General features: G+C 42.2%; 15 protein-coding genes. 11 read left to right on the forward strand and 4 right to left on the reverse strand.

Features of this window, described 5'->3' with window-relative positions; all coding sequences use genetic code 11:
* Positions 1–88 precede the first annotated feature (88 nt).
* The 4 genes from ACTHPG_RS07575 (at position 89) to infC (ending at position 2,981) form a co-directional block, all read left to right on the forward strand.
* On the forward strand, positions 89–841 hold the full coding sequence (locus tag ACTHPG_RS07575; RefSeq protein ID WP_440388502.1) for a metallophosphoesterase family protein: 753 nt from the start codon (positions 89–91) through the stop codon (positions 839–841).
* A 102-nt stretch (positions 842–943) separates the two neighbouring features.
* Positions 944–1,267: a (2Fe-2S) ferredoxin domain-containing protein gene (locus tag ACTHPG_RS07580; RefSeq protein ID WP_440388503.1), complete on the forward strand. Its 324-nt coding sequence runs from the start codon at positions 944–946 to the stop codon at positions 1,265–1,267.
* A gap of 169 nt (positions 1,268–1,436) precedes the next feature.
* Positions 1,437–2,369, forward strand: a complete 933-nt coding sequence (locus ACTHPG_RS07585; RefSeq protein WP_440388504.1) for a manganese-dependent inorganic pyrophosphatase — start codon at positions 1,437–1,439, stop codon at positions 2,367–2,369.
* 120 nt (positions 2,370–2,489) lie between these two features.
* Entirely contained in the window at positions 2,490–2,981 is a 492-nt protein-coding gene (gene infC / locus ACTHPG_RS07590; protein WP_440388505.1) for a translation initiation factor IF-3, read from the forward strand.
* 188 nt (positions 2,982–3,169) lie between these two features.
* On the opposite strand, the gene ACTHPG_RS07595 is transcribed toward infC, so the two are convergent.
* The gene (locus ACTHPG_RS07595; RefSeq protein WP_440388506.1) at positions 3,170–3,994 is read right to left on the reverse strand and encodes a protein-glutamine gamma-glutamyltransferase; all 825 of its coding nucleotides are present in this window, start codon (positions 3,992–3,994) and stop codon (positions 3,170–3,172) included.
* A 264-nt stretch (positions 3,995–4,258) separates the two neighbouring features.
* Between ACTHPG_RS07595 and ACTHPG_RS07600 the strand changes: the two genes are divergently transcribed.
* Positions 4,259–7,006, forward strand: a complete 2,748-nt coding sequence (locus tag ACTHPG_RS07600; RefSeq protein WP_440388507.1) for a PAS domain S-box protein — start codon at positions 4,259–4,261, stop codon at positions 7,004–7,006.
* A gap of 83 nt (positions 7,007–7,089) precedes the next feature.
* Here ACTHPG_RS07600 and ACTHPG_RS07605 read toward each other — a convergent pair whose 3' ends face one another.
* Both ACTHPG_RS07605 and ACTHPG_RS07610 read right to left on the reverse strand, forming a co-directional pair.
* Positions 7,090–7,302, reverse strand: a complete 213-nt coding sequence (locus ACTHPG_RS07605) for a hypothetical protein (protein WP_017688899.1) — start codon at positions 7,300–7,302, stop codon at positions 7,090–7,092.
* Positions 7,303–7,420: 118 nt separating this feature from the next.
* Complete coding sequence (locus tag ACTHPG_RS07610) at positions 7,421–8,176, reverse strand: hypothetical protein (RefSeq protein WP_440388508.1); 756 nt, start codon at positions 8,174–8,176, stop codon at positions 7,421–7,423.
* Between the two features lie 604 nt (positions 8,177–8,780).
* Between ACTHPG_RS07610 and ACTHPG_RS07615 the strand changes: the two genes are divergently transcribed.
* From ACTHPG_RS07615 to ACTHPG_RS07630, 4 genes are all read left to right on the forward strand, one after another.
* Complete coding sequence (locus tag ACTHPG_RS07615) at positions 8,781–10,475, forward strand: M3 family oligoendopeptidase (RefSeq protein WP_440388509.1); 1,695 nt, start codon at positions 8,781–8,783, stop codon at positions 10,473–10,475.
* A gap of 253 nt (positions 10,476–10,728) precedes the next feature.
* Entirely contained in the window at positions 10,729–11,880 is a 1,152-nt protein-coding gene (locus tag ACTHPG_RS07620) for an iron-containing alcohol dehydrogenase (RefSeq protein WP_440388510.1), read from the forward strand.
* A 159-nt stretch (positions 11,881–12,039) separates the two neighbouring features.
* Positions 12,040–12,978, forward strand: coding sequence for a tyrosine-type recombinase/integrase (locus ACTHPG_RS07625; protein ID WP_440388511.1), 939 nt, complete (start codon positions 12,040–12,042; stop codon positions 12,976–12,978).
* A gap of 43 nt (positions 12,979–13,021) precedes the next feature.
* Positions 13,022–14,080, forward strand: coding sequence for an ATP-grasp domain-containing protein (locus ACTHPG_RS07630; RefSeq protein ID WP_440388512.1), 1,059 nt, complete (start codon positions 13,022–13,024; stop codon positions 14,078–14,080).
* Here ACTHPG_RS07630 and ACTHPG_RS07635 read toward each other — a convergent pair.
* Complete coding sequence (locus ACTHPG_RS07635) at positions 14,032–16,413, reverse strand: hypothetical protein (RefSeq protein WP_440388513.1); 2,382 nt, start codon at positions 16,411–16,413, stop codon at positions 14,032–14,034. The genes ACTHPG_RS07630 and ACTHPG_RS07635 overlap by 49 nt on opposite strands.
* A 625-nt stretch (positions 16,414–17,038) precedes the next feature.
* Here ACTHPG_RS07635 and ACTHPG_RS07640 point away from each other — a divergent pair.
* Together ACTHPG_RS07640 and glgD are read left to right on the forward strand one after the other, a co-directional pair.
* Complete coding sequence (locus ACTHPG_RS07640; protein ID WP_440390172.1) at positions 17,039–18,208, forward strand: glucose-1-phosphate adenylyltransferase; 1,170 nt, start codon at positions 17,039–17,041, stop codon at positions 18,206–18,208.
* A gap of 26 nt (positions 18,209–18,234) precedes the next feature.
* Positions 18,235–19,338, forward strand: a complete 1,104-nt coding sequence (glgD, locus tag ACTHPG_RS07645; protein ID WP_440388514.1) for a glucose-1-phosphate adenylyltransferase subunit GlgD — start codon at positions 18,235–18,237, stop codon at positions 19,336–19,338.
* Positions 19,339–19,550 lie beyond the last annotated feature (212 nt).

Below are 19,550 nucleotides of genomic sequence, written 5' to 3' on the forward strand. Positions count from 1 at the left end.
CGGGAATAACTACTCTGAACAGACCGAAACCTTGCTCTTGCAGGGTTTCGGTTATACTCTTGCGTGATCAGGGAGAGGAGAGATTCACATGCGCAGATGTGTCATTAGTGATATTCATGGCTGTTACGATGAATTTAATGCACTGCTTAAGCTTGCAGATTATAATCCGCAGCAGGATGAATTGATTTTACTCGGTGATTATGTGGATCGAGGTCCAAGCAGCAAACAGGTCATCGAACAGATCATGCAGCTTCAGCAACAGCACCATATTATGGTGATCAAAGGCAATCACGATGCCATGATGGTTAAGGCGCTAACCCAGGATGTAGAGCAATATGATCAACACTGGATTCGTAATGGCGGATTACAGACGATGGCCAGTTATCTGGATCTGGAGCTTGCTTATGATGAGCAACAGATGGATTGGGAAGCTTATGCTGAAGCCAAACAGTGGATACGTACACATTATGAACATCATCTCCGTTTTTTGGAAGAGCTTCCGTTGGTGTACGAAATTCCGGGTTATATTTTTGTACATGCCGGGATCAACCCGGAGATCGAGGATTGGAGAAGCCAGTCCGAGCGGGACTTTATTTGGATTCGTGAATCATTCTATGCCAGACCAACCAGGGTTACAGAGACGGTTGTATTTGGACACACACCGGTGAAGCATTTGCATCAGGAGACAGGGATTTGGTTTGACCCCAGCGGAGATAAAATTGGCATTGACGGTGGTTGTGCCTATGGAGCGCAATTGAACCTGCTGGAGATTAAGGAGGATGGCAATTTACAGACCTTTTTTGTACAACGAGGGCAGATCGCGGATGAGCCTGAGATTTAATATTTTCGTTGCGTATCAGGGTTTCATATGCTAATTTATAAGGTTGTACGATAGAATAAAACAAGATACATATCATATCGACTTGAGGGGAATGAACCAAGTTTGGCTATCTATAATCTGGATCAACTGCAACATCACATTTTACTCTGTAATGGTGGAACGTGCATGCGTAACGATGGGGAAGAAGTAACTCAGGCGGTACGGGACGAGATTGTCAAGCAGCAGGCGGGAGGATTCATCCATACAACACGTACCAAATGTAATGGTCAGTGTGACGATGCATGCGTAACGATTGTGTATCCACAGGGTGACTGGTATGGCCAGATGACACCGGATTCAGGCAGAGCACTCGTACAGGCCTTGTGCGAAGGGGAGAAATTGGAGAAACACCTGATTGCTAATGTGGCCAAGAACTCTGTGAATTAGAATGACAGTGAGGATATTATTTTTTTTGAAATGACGTACCTGAGAATGATTTGCAATTAATTCGCTGTAAAGGGATTGGAACTAAGCCTTATAAGCGATATAATCAGTAGGGTATGATTAATATATGACATGTATTATTCTAAATCAGAATTGACGGAGGGCTATAAATATGGAAAAAGCGTTAATCTTCGGTCACAAAAATCCCGATACGGATACGATCTGTTCGGCAATCGCCTATGCGGATCTGAAAACAAAATTGGGTCAGGACGTTGAAGCTGTTCGTCTCGGCGAAGTCAATGGCGAAACCCAGTTTGCACTGGATCAATTCAAAATCGCAGCACCACGTCTGATTAAAACAGCTGCAAATGAAGTGAACAAGGTTATTCTGGTTGACCACAACGAGCGTCAGCAAAGTGTAAGCGATATTGAGGAAGTGACTGTCGTTGAAGTTATCGACCATCACCGTATTGCTAACTTTGAGACAAGCGGACCTCTGTATTTCCGTGCAGAGCCTGTAGGTTGTACAGCAACCATTTTGAATAAAATGTACAAAGAAAACGGCATCGAAGTGAGTGCACCGATTGCTGGCCTGATGCTGTCTGCAATTATTTCTGATTCCTTGTTGTTCAAATCCCCGACTTGCACAGAGCAGGACGTAGCCGCTGCGCGTGAACTGGCTACCATTGCTGGTGTAGATGCAGACAGCTATGGTCTGGACATGCTGAAAGCCGGCGCCGATCTGAGCCAAAAAACAATTGCTGAGCTGATCTCCCTGGATGCCAAAGAATTCGTAATGGGTCAATCCAAAGTGGAAATTGCACAGGTTAATGCTGTTGATGTAAATGATGTGCTCGTGAAGCAACCTGAGCTTGAAGCAGCTATTGAAGCGATTATTTCAAGTAAAGGTCTCGACCTGTTCGTATTTGTCGTAACAGACATTCTGAACAACGATTCCGTTGCTCTGGCATATGGAACATCCACCAAAGCTGTGGAGAAAGCCTACAATGTGACACTGTCTGATAGCAGAGCGCTCTTGAAAGGCGTAGTATCACGCAAATCACAAATCGTACCCGTTCTGACGGAAGCATTCAACACGCTGTAAATCGAACGAAAATGGCGTATTCGTTACGCTGATGTGCATTGCGAATCTTAGAAACACCATCCCAGCCTGCTCTGATCTTAAATGGTCAGGACAGGCTTTTGATGTAGAGGAGGAAGAATCATGATCAAAAATGAAAAGATCAAAGCAGCCGAAGTGCAGCTGACCGGCCTGAATGGTGAAGATTTGGGTGTAATGCCCACGCAGGAAGCACTTAAGCTAGCGAAGCAGCATAAAGTAGATCTGGTGTGCTTGTCCTTGATGACAAGTCCACCACCATGCAAGCTAATCGGAGCTGGAGCAGCCAAAGCGGAAGCACAGCAGGCGAAGAAAAAAGCGAGCAAATCCCCGGACAAACGTAAAGTAAAGGAAATTCGATTAAACCTTGCGATGGAGGATCATGACCGGGATACGAAGCAGTCTCAGGCGGAACGCATCCTGAAGAAGGGTGATTCGGTAAAACTCGTCATTCAGGTGCATGGAGCCAAAGAAGGTGTTGCTGGCAAGGAATGGGCAGAGCAACTGAGCCAATCGCTGGCTGAATTCGGTAGTAAAACGACGGGGGTTCAGGTAAGTGGTAAACAGGTTGTTGTGCAGCTGGACCCCAATGCGTAAAATGGCAAAAACGACCGACAATTTAACTTGGAGCTAAAGCAGGTTTGAATAAACCCAATTCATATGGTTGTGAAGGAAGCCCAATGAGATGGCAGGATAACTGCTGCTTTCACTGGGCTTTTTTTATCATCATTCGGGGATGCAGAACGACTTCAGTTCATAGCACAAGATGGCTCTGTTCCAGTAATTCAGCTACGTAAATAGCGGCTACCACCAAGACGTACATATAACTGCCCGGGTAATACAGGCGTAGAACCAGCGGCAATATTATTCGGGCTGTTCTTGGCGAACCGGGATAAATAAAAGAAGTCGGGATAGATCACCATATTCATTAAGTAGGCGGAGACCCGGCTACCTGGAACGCGAAACTGATTCAGGGTACGTATAATTTCTTCGCCGCGTGCAATACCAATGCCATGTCCATAATACCAGTTCTCTCGCAGCATAATCGTATTCTCTCCCTGCCATTCGGGGGTTTCGGGGGAAACATCCGGATTTTTGAAATACAGCACATCACCTGGCAGGGCAGTTTCACTACCGTTTTTTTCGGTCAATCGCAAATCACTGTCATAATGCCAGTCAAAAAGTAACAGATTTCGAAACAGGGAATTAAAGGCGTCTTCACGAATGCTTCCCAGCACTCCGCCATACAGTACAATGACGGTGGCTGTTGCACATTCAAAGGCGTATAAGTGACCATTCCTCCAGATATCACGAATGCCCTCAGCGGGTGTCACGTTGGATTTCAGCTCGAATCCACCTTCCGTATTACGATTCCAATAGGCAGGATTACATCTGGATTTTTCAAAAGATGCAAAACTCACACCACTTCGATCCAGTCCTTCCGCTGCATCCACGAGAGAGCCCCTCAAGTCCCATTCAAATCGAAGATGATCCATGGATTGGTAAACATATCTCGTTGGACGATTCTGAAGTTGCTGTAACCAATACCATTCAAAATCAGACCATTCCGAGCGGTTCAGCAGAGCAGGTTGATTGGCGACTATGATCATGATCCATAACCTCCGTTCCTATTCAACATTGTATAATCGGGAAAGCGCGGGTATTGTGTAGTATATGACGTGATGTGTTCGAATTGGTATGTACACAATGAAAGTCATCAGCATCTAGGAATAAAATGTCGATTCATACAGTGATTTTGTACAACCTCGTTTATAAATCATGGCATTTGGGGTAGTACTCTTATAGATGAAGTTATGTTCAGGTCGATCTATTCATACGGAATACATTCAGATTCTCATAAAGGAGGACATGTAATGTCGAAATCCATTACAGAGAGCCGATCTCTGTTCGAACAATTGTACACGCACGCACCAATCGGCATTGCTGTCGCATCGCATGTAAATGGACGGTGGTTGCAGCTTAATCCTGCATTTTGCGAGATGCTTGCTTACAGCGAAGATGAACTGATCGATACTTCGGTCGTACATATGATCTATGAAGAAGATCTGCATATGGAAGAATTCCGCAGCAAGTTCTGGGAAATGACCCATGAAACACGTTCGATGTACGAGACGGAGTTCCGATTGAAACGAAAAGACGGTTCGTTATTATGGGCAACGATCAGAGCTTGTATTGTTCGGGACGAAACGAATGGTGAACCATTATATCTGTTGGTACAGGCAGCTGACATTACGAAGCAAAAGGATGCTGAGGAACACCTTATTATACAGCGCAAGCAATTGGAAGAAAGCAGTAGTATTTCCCGTCTGCTGGCTGAATCTTCACTTGACATGATTGCCATACATCAAGCCGATACTAATCGTACATTCAAATATGTATCGAATGCCTGCAAAAGCATGTTGGGCTATGAGTCCGAAGAAGTTATAGGTAAGCCGGGAGCATTTGTGATTTATCCCGATGATATTCCTTTGGTTGAAGCCTACGTGGAAGAGCAGAGACAGGGGCTGGCTCCCAAACGAATCAGTTATCGTCTTCAGCATAAGGATGGGTCTACAGTATGGGCAGACACCATTACCCATTATGTATATGACGATTCAGGTGAACTAATGGAGATGGTTGCTGTGACCCGTGATATCACAGATAGTCAACAACAACAGATAAGTCTGCAAGAGTACAGATCGTTATTTGATTGTAACCCGCTAGGAGTGGCTTCTCTTGATCTGGAAGGCAATCTGCTGAAAGCGAACGTGGGTCAGGAACAATTGACAGGACACACCAAGAAGGAGTTGCTGAGTCGACCTTTTGATCATCTCATTGATCCTGTGGATCTGGAGAAGACCCGATATCATTTTGATGAGACGGTGAAGGGCACTGCACAGAGCTACGAGATCGGTTTAATACACAAAAATGGGCAGCGAATTGAAACAAATGTAATTAATGTTCCGATTATACTTGAGGACAAAGTTGTTGGGGTCTACGGGATTACCAGTGACATTACAGCCTCCAAACGTTACGTTGAGGAAATTGAGAATCTTAGTTATGAACGGGCGTTGATTTTGAATGGCATATCTGAGGGTGTGATTGGACTCGACCTGGATGGGAATCTGAACTTTGCCAATCCGGCTGCTGCGGAGATCATGAACCTCTGTCCGAGTGAATTAAATGGTAGACCTCTTGAAGAATTGATGATTCAAATGCAGAGTGAAGGTATCCCGTATGCATCCAAAGATACACCGATCCTGCAGGCTGTACGTGAGGGACGAGGGCTGCCGCGTACCGAATCCGTATTCTGGAGACCGGATGGGTCCAGCTTCCTGGCGGAGTTTCAATTGAAACCGATTATGGATCAGGGGAGAACCCGCGGGGCCGTTTTGGTTTTCCGGGATATGACATCCGTGAAGGATATTATACGTGCCAAGGAAGCAGCAGAACATGCAGACCGAGCGAAGTCCGAGTTTCTCGCCATCATGAGTCATGAGCTTCGTACGCCATTGAACGGGATTATGGGCATGGCCCATCTGTTAATGGAAACCGAGCTGGATGATGAACAGAAAGGCTTTGCAGAAATCATGATTGATAGCGGCGAATCCCTATTGTACATTTTGAACGAAATCCTGGATTTTAGCAAAATTGAAGCAGGCAAAATGGATCTTGAGCGGGCACCTATAGATATTAGGGCGATGCTGGGTGGGGTGATCGAGCTGTTTGCATTGAAGGCCTCAGAGAAAAATATTGAACTCTATTATGAAGTATCGGATCATATTCCTGAGCGCATTCAAGGGGATGAGACACGAATCCGGCAGATTTTGATCAATCTGGTGGGTAACGCTGTTAAATTCACAGAGCATGGCCGTATTAAGGTGAGCGTAGGTGCTGATATCTCAGATGATCACGGTCGGGACAACCTGATGTTGACCTTTAAGGTGAGAGATACAGGGATCGGCATTCCAATAGAAAAGCAGCATCAATTGTTCCAATCCTTCTCACAGCTTGATCCGGCCATCAATCGTAAGTTTGGCGGGACAGGTCTAGGCCTAGCGATCAGCAAAAAACTGGTGGAGTTAATGGGCGGAGCGATTGGCGTACAGAGTGAGATCGGTGAGGGGGCAGAATTCCAGTTCACCCTCGTAGTGGAGCGGTGGTTAGAGGAAAGTAATGACCCGATTGAAATCACCACGAATGAGGAATTGCAATTGGATCGAGCTAGTCTTGCTCATGACATCAAAATTTTGATTGCTGAAGATCAAGCGGTCAACAGTCATCTGTTGGAGGAAATGCTACGTAAGTTTGGCGGAGTATGTGATATCGTTGAGAATGGGGCACAGGCCATTGATTCTTTGAAGAAGGTTCAATACGATCTGGTGTTTATGGATATTCAAATGCCCGTTATGGATGGGATTGAAGCGACCTGTCGAATCAGACAGACCCACCCGGAGATCCCGGTTATTGCAGCGATTACAGCTTTTGCAGGCGCTGGTGACCGTGAGGAGTGTCTAAAATGCGGGATGCAAGACTTTATTAGCAAACCGTTTCATTCCACGGAGATTAGCCGCGTACTAAATACATGGGTTCCATATATTCGCTCTCAAAAGGTAACCTAACAGATAAATAACCTGTGCCTTGAAATTCAAGGCACAGGTTATTCTGTCATTTACTCAAATTAGCAGGCACCTGACAACGGGAATCAGGACCAGCCTCCGATTAACCCGGAGAGGGTTACGCATTCATCATCTTCCAAATCTGCAATCAGAGTGAGTTCTTCGTTATCTTGTGGATCAACGGAGAATAATTCACGGCGTCCGTCCTCATGTACAATAATGACTAACTGATGGCCGCCCTTTGTATCAAACTGGTACTTAACTCCGATACCAGGGAGTGGGCATTCGCGGATATTCATGAAACCTGTCACCTCTTTAGCTTTGCTTAATAAAAAAATAACCGTTCACACAGTACGGATGTATTCTACTATCCATAACACCGTTTGGCAAGTCACAATTAAAATTGGTGTGAAAGAATTAATTTTTTCCGCGATGTGTTCTTGCACTATGGCGCTGTCTGGCCCGTCTGCGACGAACAAAAAACCAAATGAGAAGAACAACGATTAATAACAGGCCGATGACGGCAATGATGATGATGTTCCGGATATTGGGAACCTGTACAGTCAGATCCAGTTTATTCATCTGGAGGGGGGAAACGTGCCAAATGAGCGTTTTTCCGCCATTCTCCACCTGATCCGCATTGGATTCGGCTGCCTTGATGGGTAAAGACAATTTGAAGTCAAAGTTAACATCTTTTAACAAGAGGTTTTTAAGAAAATTGGGCACCTTGTTAATCTGATTTTTGATCTCACCATCGGGCATGGACTCCATGAGGTCGGCTTCTGCTGTAATATGCATTTTGGAAGTGAAGAAGCCAGGCGTACTGGTTTGTTCAACCTTGATTCCTTGGGGTAGCTTGGAAGTGTCAAAGCTGGTTGTATTGCCTTTTTCATAATGGGTTGTCGCTGTGAGTTGTTTCTGATCTCCCTGTTCCGCCACTTCAGCCTGGAAGTTATTTCGATTCAACGCATCTGCGATCAGAGGCATGAGATTATCTTGTCCGATCTTTCCAAGAGCGGAGTTCTTGACGTTGAGATTGAGATCCAGATCCGTTGATCCATCCATATTAACCGTAAGATGGGCTTCTCCATCCGCACAGGCGGATAAAATAGATAACATTAGGGCAAGTAAAACAGTAAGAAATAACTGACGTAAGGGGATGCGAGTCGACATGTCTTTCAACCTTTCTGCGTAAAAATCCAAATTCCATTTCATAGAAATATAGTATACACCGTAAGCATGGCAGATGAAACTTTGAACCGTCCGGTGAAGTAAGTATGATTATGTGTTCTTGGGGAATAATCAATATATTAAAATTAAAGATTTCGTATTTTTGTCAATGTTCGGTCAATTCAAATGGGGCTTCACCGTGTACACTAGTAGTAGTGTGATGAATATACGGAAGCAGGGAGGTTACATTCATGACATATATCATTATTATGGCTGTTATTATGGTCGTGGGCATGGTCGGAATGGGCTGGTTCTATCAGATTATGGATAAAGACCAAAGCTAGTATTTTCTAAATGTGAAAAGAAAAGACAACCTATAAGCTGGCTTCGCTAACGCGAGGCGGGCTTATTTGTGTGGGGATTTTTTTTTGAGACACTGACCTTACATTTCCACGTAATATATGTAACCATTCATGTTGTACAATTTGACCGATGGACAAATATTTTTCGTAAAGATGGGATTTTTTAGCTGCTCTTTTGTATAATAGGGGGTAGTTTAACTCGGGATACTCCCGAAATTCTGCCAAACAGGAAAGGGTGTACATAAATGAAATTTAGTGAGTATACGTATACACGTCCGAATCTGGAACATATCAAGACGTCTTTCGGTGAGTTGCTGACCGGTTTTGAAGCTGCAACAACGGTTGAGGAACAGAGTGGGTTCATGGATCAGATTAATGCGTTGCGCAGTGATTTTGAGACGCAAGCCCAATTGGTCTACATCCGTCATTCCATCGATACCAATGATGAATTTTACAAAGCAGAGAACGAATTTCTGGATGAGAATGCACCCGTTGTGCAGGAATACATTACGGATTTTTACCGTGCACTGGTTAACTCGAAATTCCGCAATGAATTGGAACAAAAATGGGGTTCACAGTTGTTCCAGCTGGCGGATCTTTCACTGAAAACATTCAGCCCGGAAATTATTGAAGAACTCCAGAAGGAGAACAAACTTTCCACAGAATACAATCAGTTGATCGCTTCGGCCAAAATTCCATTCGAAGGTGAAGAGCGCACGTTGCCACAGCTTCATCCATTTGAACTGTCCACGGATCGGTCCATGCGGGAGCGTGCTTCGGAAGCCAGATACACTTTCATGGCTGAACATGAGGCTGAATTCGATCGCATTTACGATGAACTGGTTAAAGTACGTACACAGATCGCCAAAAAGCTGGGCTATCCAAGCTACGTGGAACTCGGCTATGACCGCATGAACCGTACGGATTATAACGCAGAGATGGTAGCCAACTTCCGGGCACAAGTTCGTGATTATATCGTGCCTGTAGCGACCAAGCTCAGAGAGCGCCAGCGTAATCGGATTGATGTGGATACGCTGTATTATTATGATCAGGGTTTCAGCTTCAAGACGGGTAACCCGACACCGAAGGGTGATGCGGACTGGATTATTGATAATGGTAAGAAAATGTACGCTGAATTATCGCCAGAGACGGATGCATTTTTCCAGATGATGACCGAAAACGAACTTATGGATCTGGTCAGCAAAAAAGGTAAACAGGGCGGGGGATATTGTACATTCCTGAACGATTACAAAGTGCCGTTTATCTTCTCCAACTTCAACGGAACATCCGGAGATATTGATGTATTGACGCATGAAGCAGGTCATGCTTTCCAAGTGTATGAAAGTCGTGATTTCGCAGTGCCAGAATACAATTGGCCAACATTTGAATCGGCTGAGATTCATTCCATGAGCATGGAGTTCTTCACATGGCCGTGGATGCAGTTGTTCTTCAAGGAAGATACGGACAAGTACAAGTTCGATCACTTGTCTTCCGGTCTGTTGTTCATTCCATATGGCGTAGCTGTGGATGAATTCCAGCATTATGTGTATGCGAACCCCGATGCGACTCCAACGGAGCGCAAGCAGGCATGGCGCAACATTGAGAAGACCTATCTGCCACACATCAATTACAAAGACAATGCTTATCTGGAGCAGGGTGGCTTCTGGCACAAGCAGGGTCACATTTTCTCATCGCCATTCTATTACATTGACTATACGCTTGCTCAAATCTGTGCGTTCCAGTTCTGGAAACGTAGCAATGAGGACATGAAGTCCGCATGGGCCGACTATCTGACATTGTGCAAAGCGGGAGGAAGCCTATCCTTCACCGGATTGGTGGAACTGGCTGGATTGAACTCACCATTTGAGGACGGTTGTGTCTCCTCCGTAATTGGCGATATTGAGGCATGGCTAGACGGCGTGGACGATAAGGCACTGTAAGCCTTTGTAAGAATGCTTTTAGTGAAAGTAGCTTCTGTAAGAAGGTATAAGTGGTGGATGTGGATAAAGCTAAAGAACGATTAATAAGACGACTTGGGGACCTTCGGGTGTCTGGGTCGTCTTTTTCATTACGGGTAAAAATCAACCTCAATGTAACATTTATCAGACTCATTGTGATTTATTTCACTATATCTGAAAACGGATTCAGTTACAATGTAGATAGTAAATCAGGGCTTACAGGAGGCTGGTTCAAATGGCAACACATGCATATTATGTTCCGCCCGTGAACTTGATGGGTAGAGGATGTTTACAGGAAGCAGGCCAGATGATTGAGCAGATGGGTATTCGCAAAGCACTCGTGGTAAGTGATCGTCAATTGATTGCTTCAGGTGTTGCTGAACAAGTACTGTCTATATTAAGAAAATCAGGGTTAGACTATGTTGTATATGATGAGGTTCAGCCAAATCCAACATGTCAGAATGTACATGACGGACTTCGAATATTCCAGGATCATGGCTGCGACGCCATTATATCGATAGGCGGAGGTTCACCGCAGGATGCTGCCAAAGGCATTGGTATAGTAGCTACGAACGGTGGACATATCCGTGAATATGAAGGATTGCATCAATCGAAACATAAGTCCGTGCCACTTGTGGCATTTAACACAACGGCTGGCACATCGAGCGAGGTGACAATAAACTACGTGATTACAGATGAGGAACGTAAAGTGAAGATGGTGATGGTGGACCGCAATAGTCTGGTCTCCCTGTCGGTTAATGATCCGGAGCTGATGCTCAGCAAACCTGCAAGTCTTACAGCGGCCACAGGAATGGATGCGTTGACCCATGCCGTGGAAGCGATGGTTACGCCTGGAGGATTTACAGTGACAAGTGCGACAGCTGCTGCAGCTGTTGAACTGATTTTTGAATATTTACCAAGAGCCGTGAGAGACGGCAGTGATCTGGAAGCGCGGGAACATATGACGTACGCGTGTTTCCTTGGTGGAATTGCTTTTAATAATGCAGGATTGGGTTATGTCCATGCGATGGCGCATCAACTGGGTGGGGTATATGATCTGCCGCATGGTGTATGCAACGCCATGTTACTCCCCTATGTAGAGGAGTTGAATGCCAAGCATGTACCGGGCAAATTCCGTCACATTGCCAAAGCAATCGGTATGGATGTGAAGGGTAGAACTGATGAGGAGTGTTCGGATTACGTCATTGAGGCCATTCGACAGCTATCGAAGGAAGTAGGCATCCCTGAGAAACTGTCTGAACTGGGTGTGAAAGATCCGGATGTGGAACTGCTTGCCGATAATGCGATGAAAGATGCCTGTGCACCAGGGAACCCATATCAGCCATCCAAGGATGAAGTGATGGAGTTGTTCCGCAAAATTATATAAGTGCAAACGTATCGAGTCGGAGGGAATCCGGCTCTTTTTGTTTTTTTCAAATTTCGAATATTGTATATATGCCTTTGAGCATCTTCACAAATGGAGTTCAATGCGTAATAATGTAGGTCGGGCCATTGGCAACATATGACATCGACATCAGGAGGCATCATGAGACTTAGTACAATTAACCTAAATAGCTATATTAAGCAATATGAGACTTATTTAAGCGTAGAGCGCAATCTATCCCTTAAATCCATTAAAGCCTATCTGTCTGATCTCAACAGACTTGTAGAATGGCTTGATACTAAACATATCCATGATGTGACCAGAGAAAATATACGCATGTATCTGGAGCAATTAAACAGTGAACACACACTTAAAGACTCGACTATTAAAAGAAAGTACATATGCTTCAAAGCATTTTTTAATTATTTGGTTCAAAACGGTGATATTGTCGAGTCCCCAATTATTGGTTTCGGGAAAAAATTTAAAACGGCAAGACGTATTCCCAAGACACTCTCTGTCAATGAGGTTGAAAAGTTATTAAATGCACCGCAAGAGCACATGAAACAATTACACACAAGTTTTAGAAGAAGAATTAATCTCCGCAACGATGCTATTATTGAACTGCTCTATGTTATTGGAATTCGTATTGGAGAACTGGTGAATATTGATATGGAGCACATTGATCTCGAAGAGAAAACCGTGTTGATTTTTGGGAAAGGTCGTAAGGAGCGATTACTCTACATCTCAAGTAACGAGGTCATCCATAAAATTAAAACATGGTTACATGCCCGCGAACATTTTGAACCCCAATCTGATGCTTTGTTTCTCAACAAATATGGAGATCGACTCTCCATCTACTCCATTGAGGATATTTACTCTAAATACAGGGACTTATCAAAGGTTAGCAAAAAATCAACTCCACATTATCTCAGACACAGCTTTGCTACCCATCTTCTGAACAACGGTGCTGATTTACGTTCAGTGCAGGAAATTCTCGGGCATACCAATGTAAGCACCACGCAAATATACACAGAAGTGTCTGTTGAACGGAAGAAAGATGTGCTGTCGAGGTTTAATCCTAGAAATAACTTAAAAGTGTAGAGAAAAACCTCCAAATAACTATAAATTATTTGGAGGTTTTAATTTGGAAAGCCATTCACAATTATACCAAGAGCTAAACGAATTAATTACATTTTCTCAGTCATACAGTGGAAAATATACCGTTGTTTTTATCAATGGTAGTAAATTATACACTAAAGCTAATTCTGGATATTTGGAAGAAACGGAAGCTAGTGAGATTAATAGGGGATTTAAGAATTCATCTGAAAAATATATTTTTTATAATAATCCGTCAACCTTCGTAGGAGATATTATTTTAAATAACCTACCCACTTCTAAATTCCATAAAATATTACTTTATTCCACAGCACAAATCGGAATTGATATTAATAGACGCTCGTTCATACCTAATTTCTCAAGCCTTCACAATATACATAACTTAAGTTGCGATGGGTATACATTAGCTTTATTACAGAATAAAATGCATTACTATGATATCGCTAAAAACTATGTGAATGTTCCCAAAACTACAGTATTTACAAATCAAAATTTCGAAATTTTTGAACGTATGGAAAATAAGCGTTATATAGTAAAACCTTCATATGAATGTTCGGCTAAAGGTGTAACACTAGTTAAGGACAAAAACAATCTGAAAGAAGTGGTGATTAATCTTTACAATCAATTTCAGCAACCGATCCTGATACAGGAGTATATAGCGGGAATCGAAGTCGAAGTACCGGTGTTGATAAAAAACATGCGTCCCGTTCCGTTATTGCCAGTAAAGATAAAAAAAGAAAAAAGTTTTTTATCTGAGGATGAAGTAGACAGCAACAAATATGGATTCGAGCTAATCAAAGATGCAAAGTTAATAAATAAGCTCCAAACATCGGTGAAAAAATTAATGTTAGCCTTACAGGCGGATGGCCTGTGTAGAGTTGATTTTATTGTTGATGAGAAAGGCGAGCCGTGGCTTTTTGACATTGCTGCTTTGCCCTTGATCTCCAGTCATAGTTCATGTTACACAGTTTTCCGTGAATTGTTCCCTAATGACCCGTATGCCCTCTACAAAGCTTTAATTGGTATAAAGCTAATTCATCAGTCAGCCCAATATTCAATGTTAGAGAAAAGCCCAAGCCTATTGTAATTAATTGTATAATCATTTTTACCATTTAGAATCATGAGAACATGGCTCTTGTTGTTATTATTTTGATAATAATATAACAGAGCCTCGTGTCTTTTACTCAATAAATCATTATCAAAGTATGCAATACCTCGTGCTAATATTGACTCACATTGTTTTTCCACAGCGATAGCTTGTTCAATATCGCCACTTAAGTATTTTGCAACACCCAAATTGGTGGTTAGTAGGAATAAATCGTATGGATCTGTGAATTCATTAGTATACTTTAAGGTTTCTTCTAGATACTTTGTAGCATCTTGGGTTTTATGTGGATCATTAAATGATAGTAGCAATAATGCGTGATTTGAGATACAAATAAATTCTTCATGTAAGTTACTTCTAGCCTCTTCATCTTCCCATATCCGTTCGTTGTAAGAGTCAAATGCATCTTTGTCACCATGATTCAAAATTGTTCTAATAACACAATTTAACTGGTAGACGACTCCCCATAATTTGCTGATTCCCTTTTTCTCAATAAAAGATATAGCTTCTTCAGTTATGTGAGAAGCATTTTTATAATCGCCTTGAATAAAGAGACTTCCCGCATAATTGCAAGCTAGCTTCAGATAATATTTATGATACTTATCTTTGTACTGCTTTAAGAGCAAAAAGGAACGATCTAGCACTGAAGAATTGTTTGTAAAACGGTCAGCTTTCAGAAGGTTTATTTTAGAAAGAAGCACAGCTTGGCGTATCTGCCAAAAACTCATATACTTTGGCGGAGTAGCGAATATTTGTGTTTGATAAATTTTATATAAGTTATCAAAAATTTGAGCTACAACTACATTTCCTTCATTACTCTTCAAATTTTCATTGCTTAATAACATAAGAGTCTCTTCAAGACGTGACGAGAGATCCACATTGATATCTCCCAACGCATCTAATATTCTTTTGATAAAAAGGATATCCTCTGTATCAATTTGTCGAGTATTTAGCTTTTGTCTGTTTATAGATCTCAGTAACGACAGTGCTCTTAGGTAACTAATTTCTCCAATTATCTCAATTGAATAACCGTAAAAATTTCCTTGCATTTTTTCCAGGAATGAATCCGCAAGATGAAATGCGACACTATATTGATTTGAACAGTAGTTTGTATACAGTTTTTCTAACGTTAATTGTAAACTTACATTTTGTCCTATAAATTTCAAGAGTTCTTCAGTGAATCGCGAAGCGCCTTCCTCTCTCATACGTTGAGAATAAGCCAGTACAGCATTTTTTACTGATAACTCATTATTTCCAATAAAATGGTATTGTTGGTATTTTTCATAATATAAAAAAGGAGCATTTTTTTCTAAATAGTCCAGATAAATATACGACCTGTTCTCGGCATTACCAATAGGGAAATGTTTGACGAGTAATGGGTAGTATCTGTCCTGTAGACTGATAAATTTATTGTCGTTAGAGAATTCCATTAATCCAATTTTCGATAATTCCTGTATATGTTCATTTGTCTCAAAGATATTATTGTGCCAGAGGAAATTGTTAATATTCTGATAATCACACCATTTTTCATGAGAAATTGAGCGGTAAAATAATAATGTGCTTATTATTGCTTTCTTTTCCTTCTCATTATTGATTTGGTTTATCGTATGCTTATAATCGTTATTTATATAATCGTTAATCGATTCTTCTTTTTGACTCTGGGCATATTCCATCAGCGTTGAGAGGGGGATATCCTCGTATAGTGGATTTTCTATTCCTAGTCTTTGGTAGTCTTTTTTCGTCATAGTACAAACTTGAACATAATCATTCTCTTCCTCAAACGTTATAAAGGTTTCCTCAGTTGTATCTTCAACTATAATGATTTTTAGATTGGTGTAGTTTTCGCAATGATTCACAATATCATTGATAAAAGAGATGGAGGTGTTGTCCATTAAACTAACGTTATCGATAATTAATAATCTTTTATTTTTTTTTATTTGTGCTACTAACTGGGAATAATCCGAGGCGACATACTGGTTTAATAAATTCTTTACTCCATTCAAAACTCCCTCTACTTGAAATAAAGATGCTACGATCTCCATAACAGAGTTAAGAGGAGTAACCATTTTATTATTCATCGTATATAACGGCGAGTCTTTGAATGCTCCCAATTCCTCGGATTTTTTTTCAATACTTCCAGAAACTATGCAAGTATTATATCCTTCAAGTTCAAGGTGATTAATTATTGTCGTTTTTCCACTTTGAGGCTTTCCCCTTAATTTAAGTTTGAACTCATTTTGGATGATGTCTTTAATGGTTTTTATCGTATTTTCTTGAAAATCATATAGTAGTGAATTGTGATCGTTTGCTTGCAAATCCAAGACCTCCAAATAATTTATAGTTATTAGTATATAACTCCTAGATAGGCTGCGTTGAGCAATTTCTAATTATTACTTTTCCAACCCCATTTTATTATTCGACACATTTCTATATATTCCTCTAAAAATTTACAAATAAATTGCCATTTCCTGATTCGTAAGACCTGCATTTTTGGTTTTGTAGGATTATGGGTCTAGTAGTGTCACACTTTTACCATGAATTTTCCAAAAGGAGTTTGATTCTCTTTTATCGAATACAATATAAATAACAGCGACATGTGAAAGGGTAATCTCACCCGCAACCTGATGTCGATGTTTCCAGTAAGATTCCCCAGTCCGTTTCGTGTTTAATGTTAAATAGGAGTAGTCTATTTCATTGTCACGAGCACACCTTAAGTTCTACAGCTAACATTCACCTCTGTAAGTCAGTTCGGGCAATTCTACACCAGCAACATCTCTATTTCAGGCTTTACAATCCAAGAAGTTCAACCGCAAGACGATTCATCCCGTTACACATCTGTACAGCATGCTCCTAATCAAGACACCAGTGTCCACACAACAGAATATCGATTATGGGCTCTGAAATGAATCAGAACGAATGCACGTGGAGGAGGCTGTAATGATGGCGAAAAAAGAAGTTGTAGCGATGCTGCTTGCCGGAGGGCAAGGTAAGAGGTTAAAAGGATTAACCAAATCACTGGCTAAGCCGGCTGTATATTTTGGGGGCACCTACCGAATTATTGATTTTCCGCTGAGTAACTGCTCTAATTCTGGTATTGATACAGTGGGTGTACTGACGCAATATGAACCACTTGTCTTACATTCCTATATTGGCATTGGCAGTGACTGGGATCTGGATCGTAAAAACGGTGGGGTATATGTTCTTCCTCCACATGAACGTGAAGACGGAAGCAATTGGTACCGTGGCACAGCGGATGCCATCTTCCGCAACCTGAACTTTATTGAACAATTCGATCCTGAGCATGTGCTCATTCTGTCAGGGGATCATATCTATAAGATGGACTACGAAAAAATGCTTAAGTATCACAAAGAAAAAGATGCGGATTGCACCATATCGGTCATTGATGTCTCATTGGAAGAAGCCAGCCGCTTCGGAGTGCTGAACACCAACGATGACTATAGCATCTATGAATTCGAAGAAAAACCTCCTGAGCCCAAGAGCACACTCGCTTCAATGGGTATCTATCTCTTCAAGTGGGATGTACTGAAACGTTTCCTGATCCAGGATGAACAACAGGCATCCACCTCCTATGACTTTGGTAAAGATATTATTCCTTTGTTGCTTGAAAACGAAAAATCCCTGTATGCATATCCTTTCGAAGGTTACTGGAAAGACGTAGGTACCATTCGCAGTCTGTGGGAATCCAATATGGACCTGCTGGACGAAGACACACCGTTTAATCTAAATGATCCGGACTGGCGTATCTTTACACGTAATCCGAACCAACCTGCACAATACATCTCGCCTTCGGCCAAGGTGCGGAATTGTATTATCAGTGAAGGCAGTGTTGTGCATGGGGAGGTCAATCATTCTGTACTGTTTTATGGAATTGAAGTGGGAGAGAACAGCGCCGTTATCGATTCGGTCATCATGCCAAGGGTGAAGATCGGGCAAAATGTGCGCATTCATCGAGCGATTATCTCCGAAGGATTGGTTATTCCGGATGGAACACACATTTCACCTGCACCAGGAGATGAAAGTGATATATTGCTCGTGGATCAGGAAGAACTGGAACGTCAGCTTCTCCAGGGAATAACCAGCAAGGCCTAATTGAAGCCAAAAGGACGGTGCATGCGATGAAACCATTGATCGGAGTTATTAACCTTGACCATGAACTTGAAGAATTGAAGGAATTGACGTACTTTCGCTGCGGAGCCGCGGTGCCTTACGCCGGGCGTTACCGTCTGATCGATTTTGTTCTATCCAATATGATGAATGCCGGAATTGAGAGTATAGGTGTGTTTGTCCGTCGCAAGTATCGCTCACTGATGGACCATCTCGGTGACGGTAAGCCGTGGGATCTGGATCGTAAACATGGAGGTATGTTTATTTTGCCGCCAGACTGGAACGATCCAACAGATACGTCACAGGGAGACCTGCAGCATTTTCATAACAATTTGGACTTTTTCCATAGAGGATCAGGTCAATATGTCGTGCACGCAGGCAGTCGCCATGTGACCAAAGCAGACCTCCAGGATGTCTACAGGTATCACATTAGCAAAGGAGCAGATGTTACACTGGTCTGCAAAAAAGTGGATCAGCTCCTGCCTGAGCATGATGCCTGTGTCAAAGTTGATCATGACGGGGACGGTAACGTGGTGGACATTCACCAAAGCGCCAACCACCCGAATATATATACAGAAATTTTCATTATGGAAAAGGAATTGTTCCTGCGCCAGGTGCAGCGCTGCATCGATCATGGCGAGAGCCATTTTTTCCGGGATGTCATTCAAAAAAATCCGGATGGATTGAATATCGCTGCATATGCATATGATGGCTATCACGCAGTTATCAATTCGATCGACAGTTATTATCGCAACAGTATGGAGCTGCTTAACACAGGGCAATATGAACAACTGTTCAAGGAAGATCCAATCCAGACGAAAATTAAATACGAAGCGCCTGCCAAATACCTGGATACCGCCGATGTTAAACATTCACTTCTTGCCAATGGCTGCATTGTGGCTGGAGAGGTGGAGGACAGCATTCTGTTCCGTGGTGTACAGGTGGCCAAGGGTGCCAAAATCAAAGGTTCCATCATCATGCAGAAATGCTATATTGGTGAGGGGACGGTACTTGAGAATGTCATTCTGGATAAAGACGTGAAGCTGACCGGAGGACAGACCTTGATCGGTGACCCGTCGAATCCATACATTTTAGCGAAAAGTACTATTATCTAATTCCCGCACGTAACCGATATCTTTTATAAATATATATAAAATAAAAATCCTGTAGGATGGATTCAAGGTTCGTACATTTTCTAAGCATCGGGAACCACTGCTAGAGCTTTTCATACGCACAAACGTAGTGGAGGGGACGAAATCGATTCTGAAGCGTAGCGTTCGCCTTTTGCTTCAAATTTTACCCTTGATTATATAAATTCAACTTAAAC

This window comes from Paenibacillus sp. SAF-068 (assembly GCF_051967555.1).
GTDB lineage: Bacteria > Bacillota > Bacilli > Paenibacillales > Paenibacillaceae > Paenibacillus.

Coding starts and splice junctions, on each gene's coding strand:
- ACTHPG_RS07615 (WP_440388509.1), top strand. CDS start 8,781: ATGAAATTTAGTGAGTATACGTATACACGTCCGAATCTGGAACATATC.
- ACTHPG_RS07585 (WP_440388504.1), top strand. CDS start 1,437: ATGGAAAAAGCGTTAATCTTCGGTCACAAAAATCCCGATACGGATACG.
- ACTHPG_RS07575 (WP_440388502.1), top strand. CDS start 89: ATGCGCAGATGTGTCATTAGTGATATTCATGGCTGTTACGATGAATTT.
- ACTHPG_RS07600 (WP_440388507.1), top strand. CDS start 4,259: ATGTCGAAATCCATTACAGAGAGCCGATCTCTGTTCGAACAATTGTAC.
- ACTHPG_RS07605 (WP_017688899.1), bottom strand. CDS start 7,302: ATGAATATCCGCGAATGCCCACTCCCTGGTATCGGAGTTAAGTACCAG.
- ACTHPG_RS07620 (WP_440388510.1), top strand. CDS start 10,729: ATGGCAACACATGCATATTATGTTCCGCCCGTGAACTTGATGGGTAGA.
- infC (WP_440388505.1), top strand. CDS start 2,490: ATGATCAAAAATGAAAAGATCAAAGCAGCCGAAGTGCAGCTGACCGGC.
- ACTHPG_RS07595 (WP_440388506.1), bottom strand. CDS start 3,994: ATGATCATAGTCGCCAATCAACCTGCTCTGCTGAACCGCTCGGAATGG.
- ACTHPG_RS07610 (WP_440388508.1), bottom strand. CDS start 8,176: ATGTCGACTCGCATCCCCTTACGTCAGTTATTTCTTACTGTTTTACTT.
- glgD (WP_440388514.1), top strand. CDS start 18,235: ATGAAACCATTGATCGGAGTTATTAACCTTGACCATGAACTTGAAGAA.
- ACTHPG_RS07640 (WP_440390172.1), top strand. CDS start 17,039: ATGGCGAAAAAAGAAGTTGTAGCGATGCTGCTTGCCGGAGGGCAAGGT.
- ACTHPG_RS07625 (WP_440388511.1), top strand. CDS start 12,040: ATGAGACTTAGTACAATTAACCTAAATAGCTATATTAAGCAATATGAG.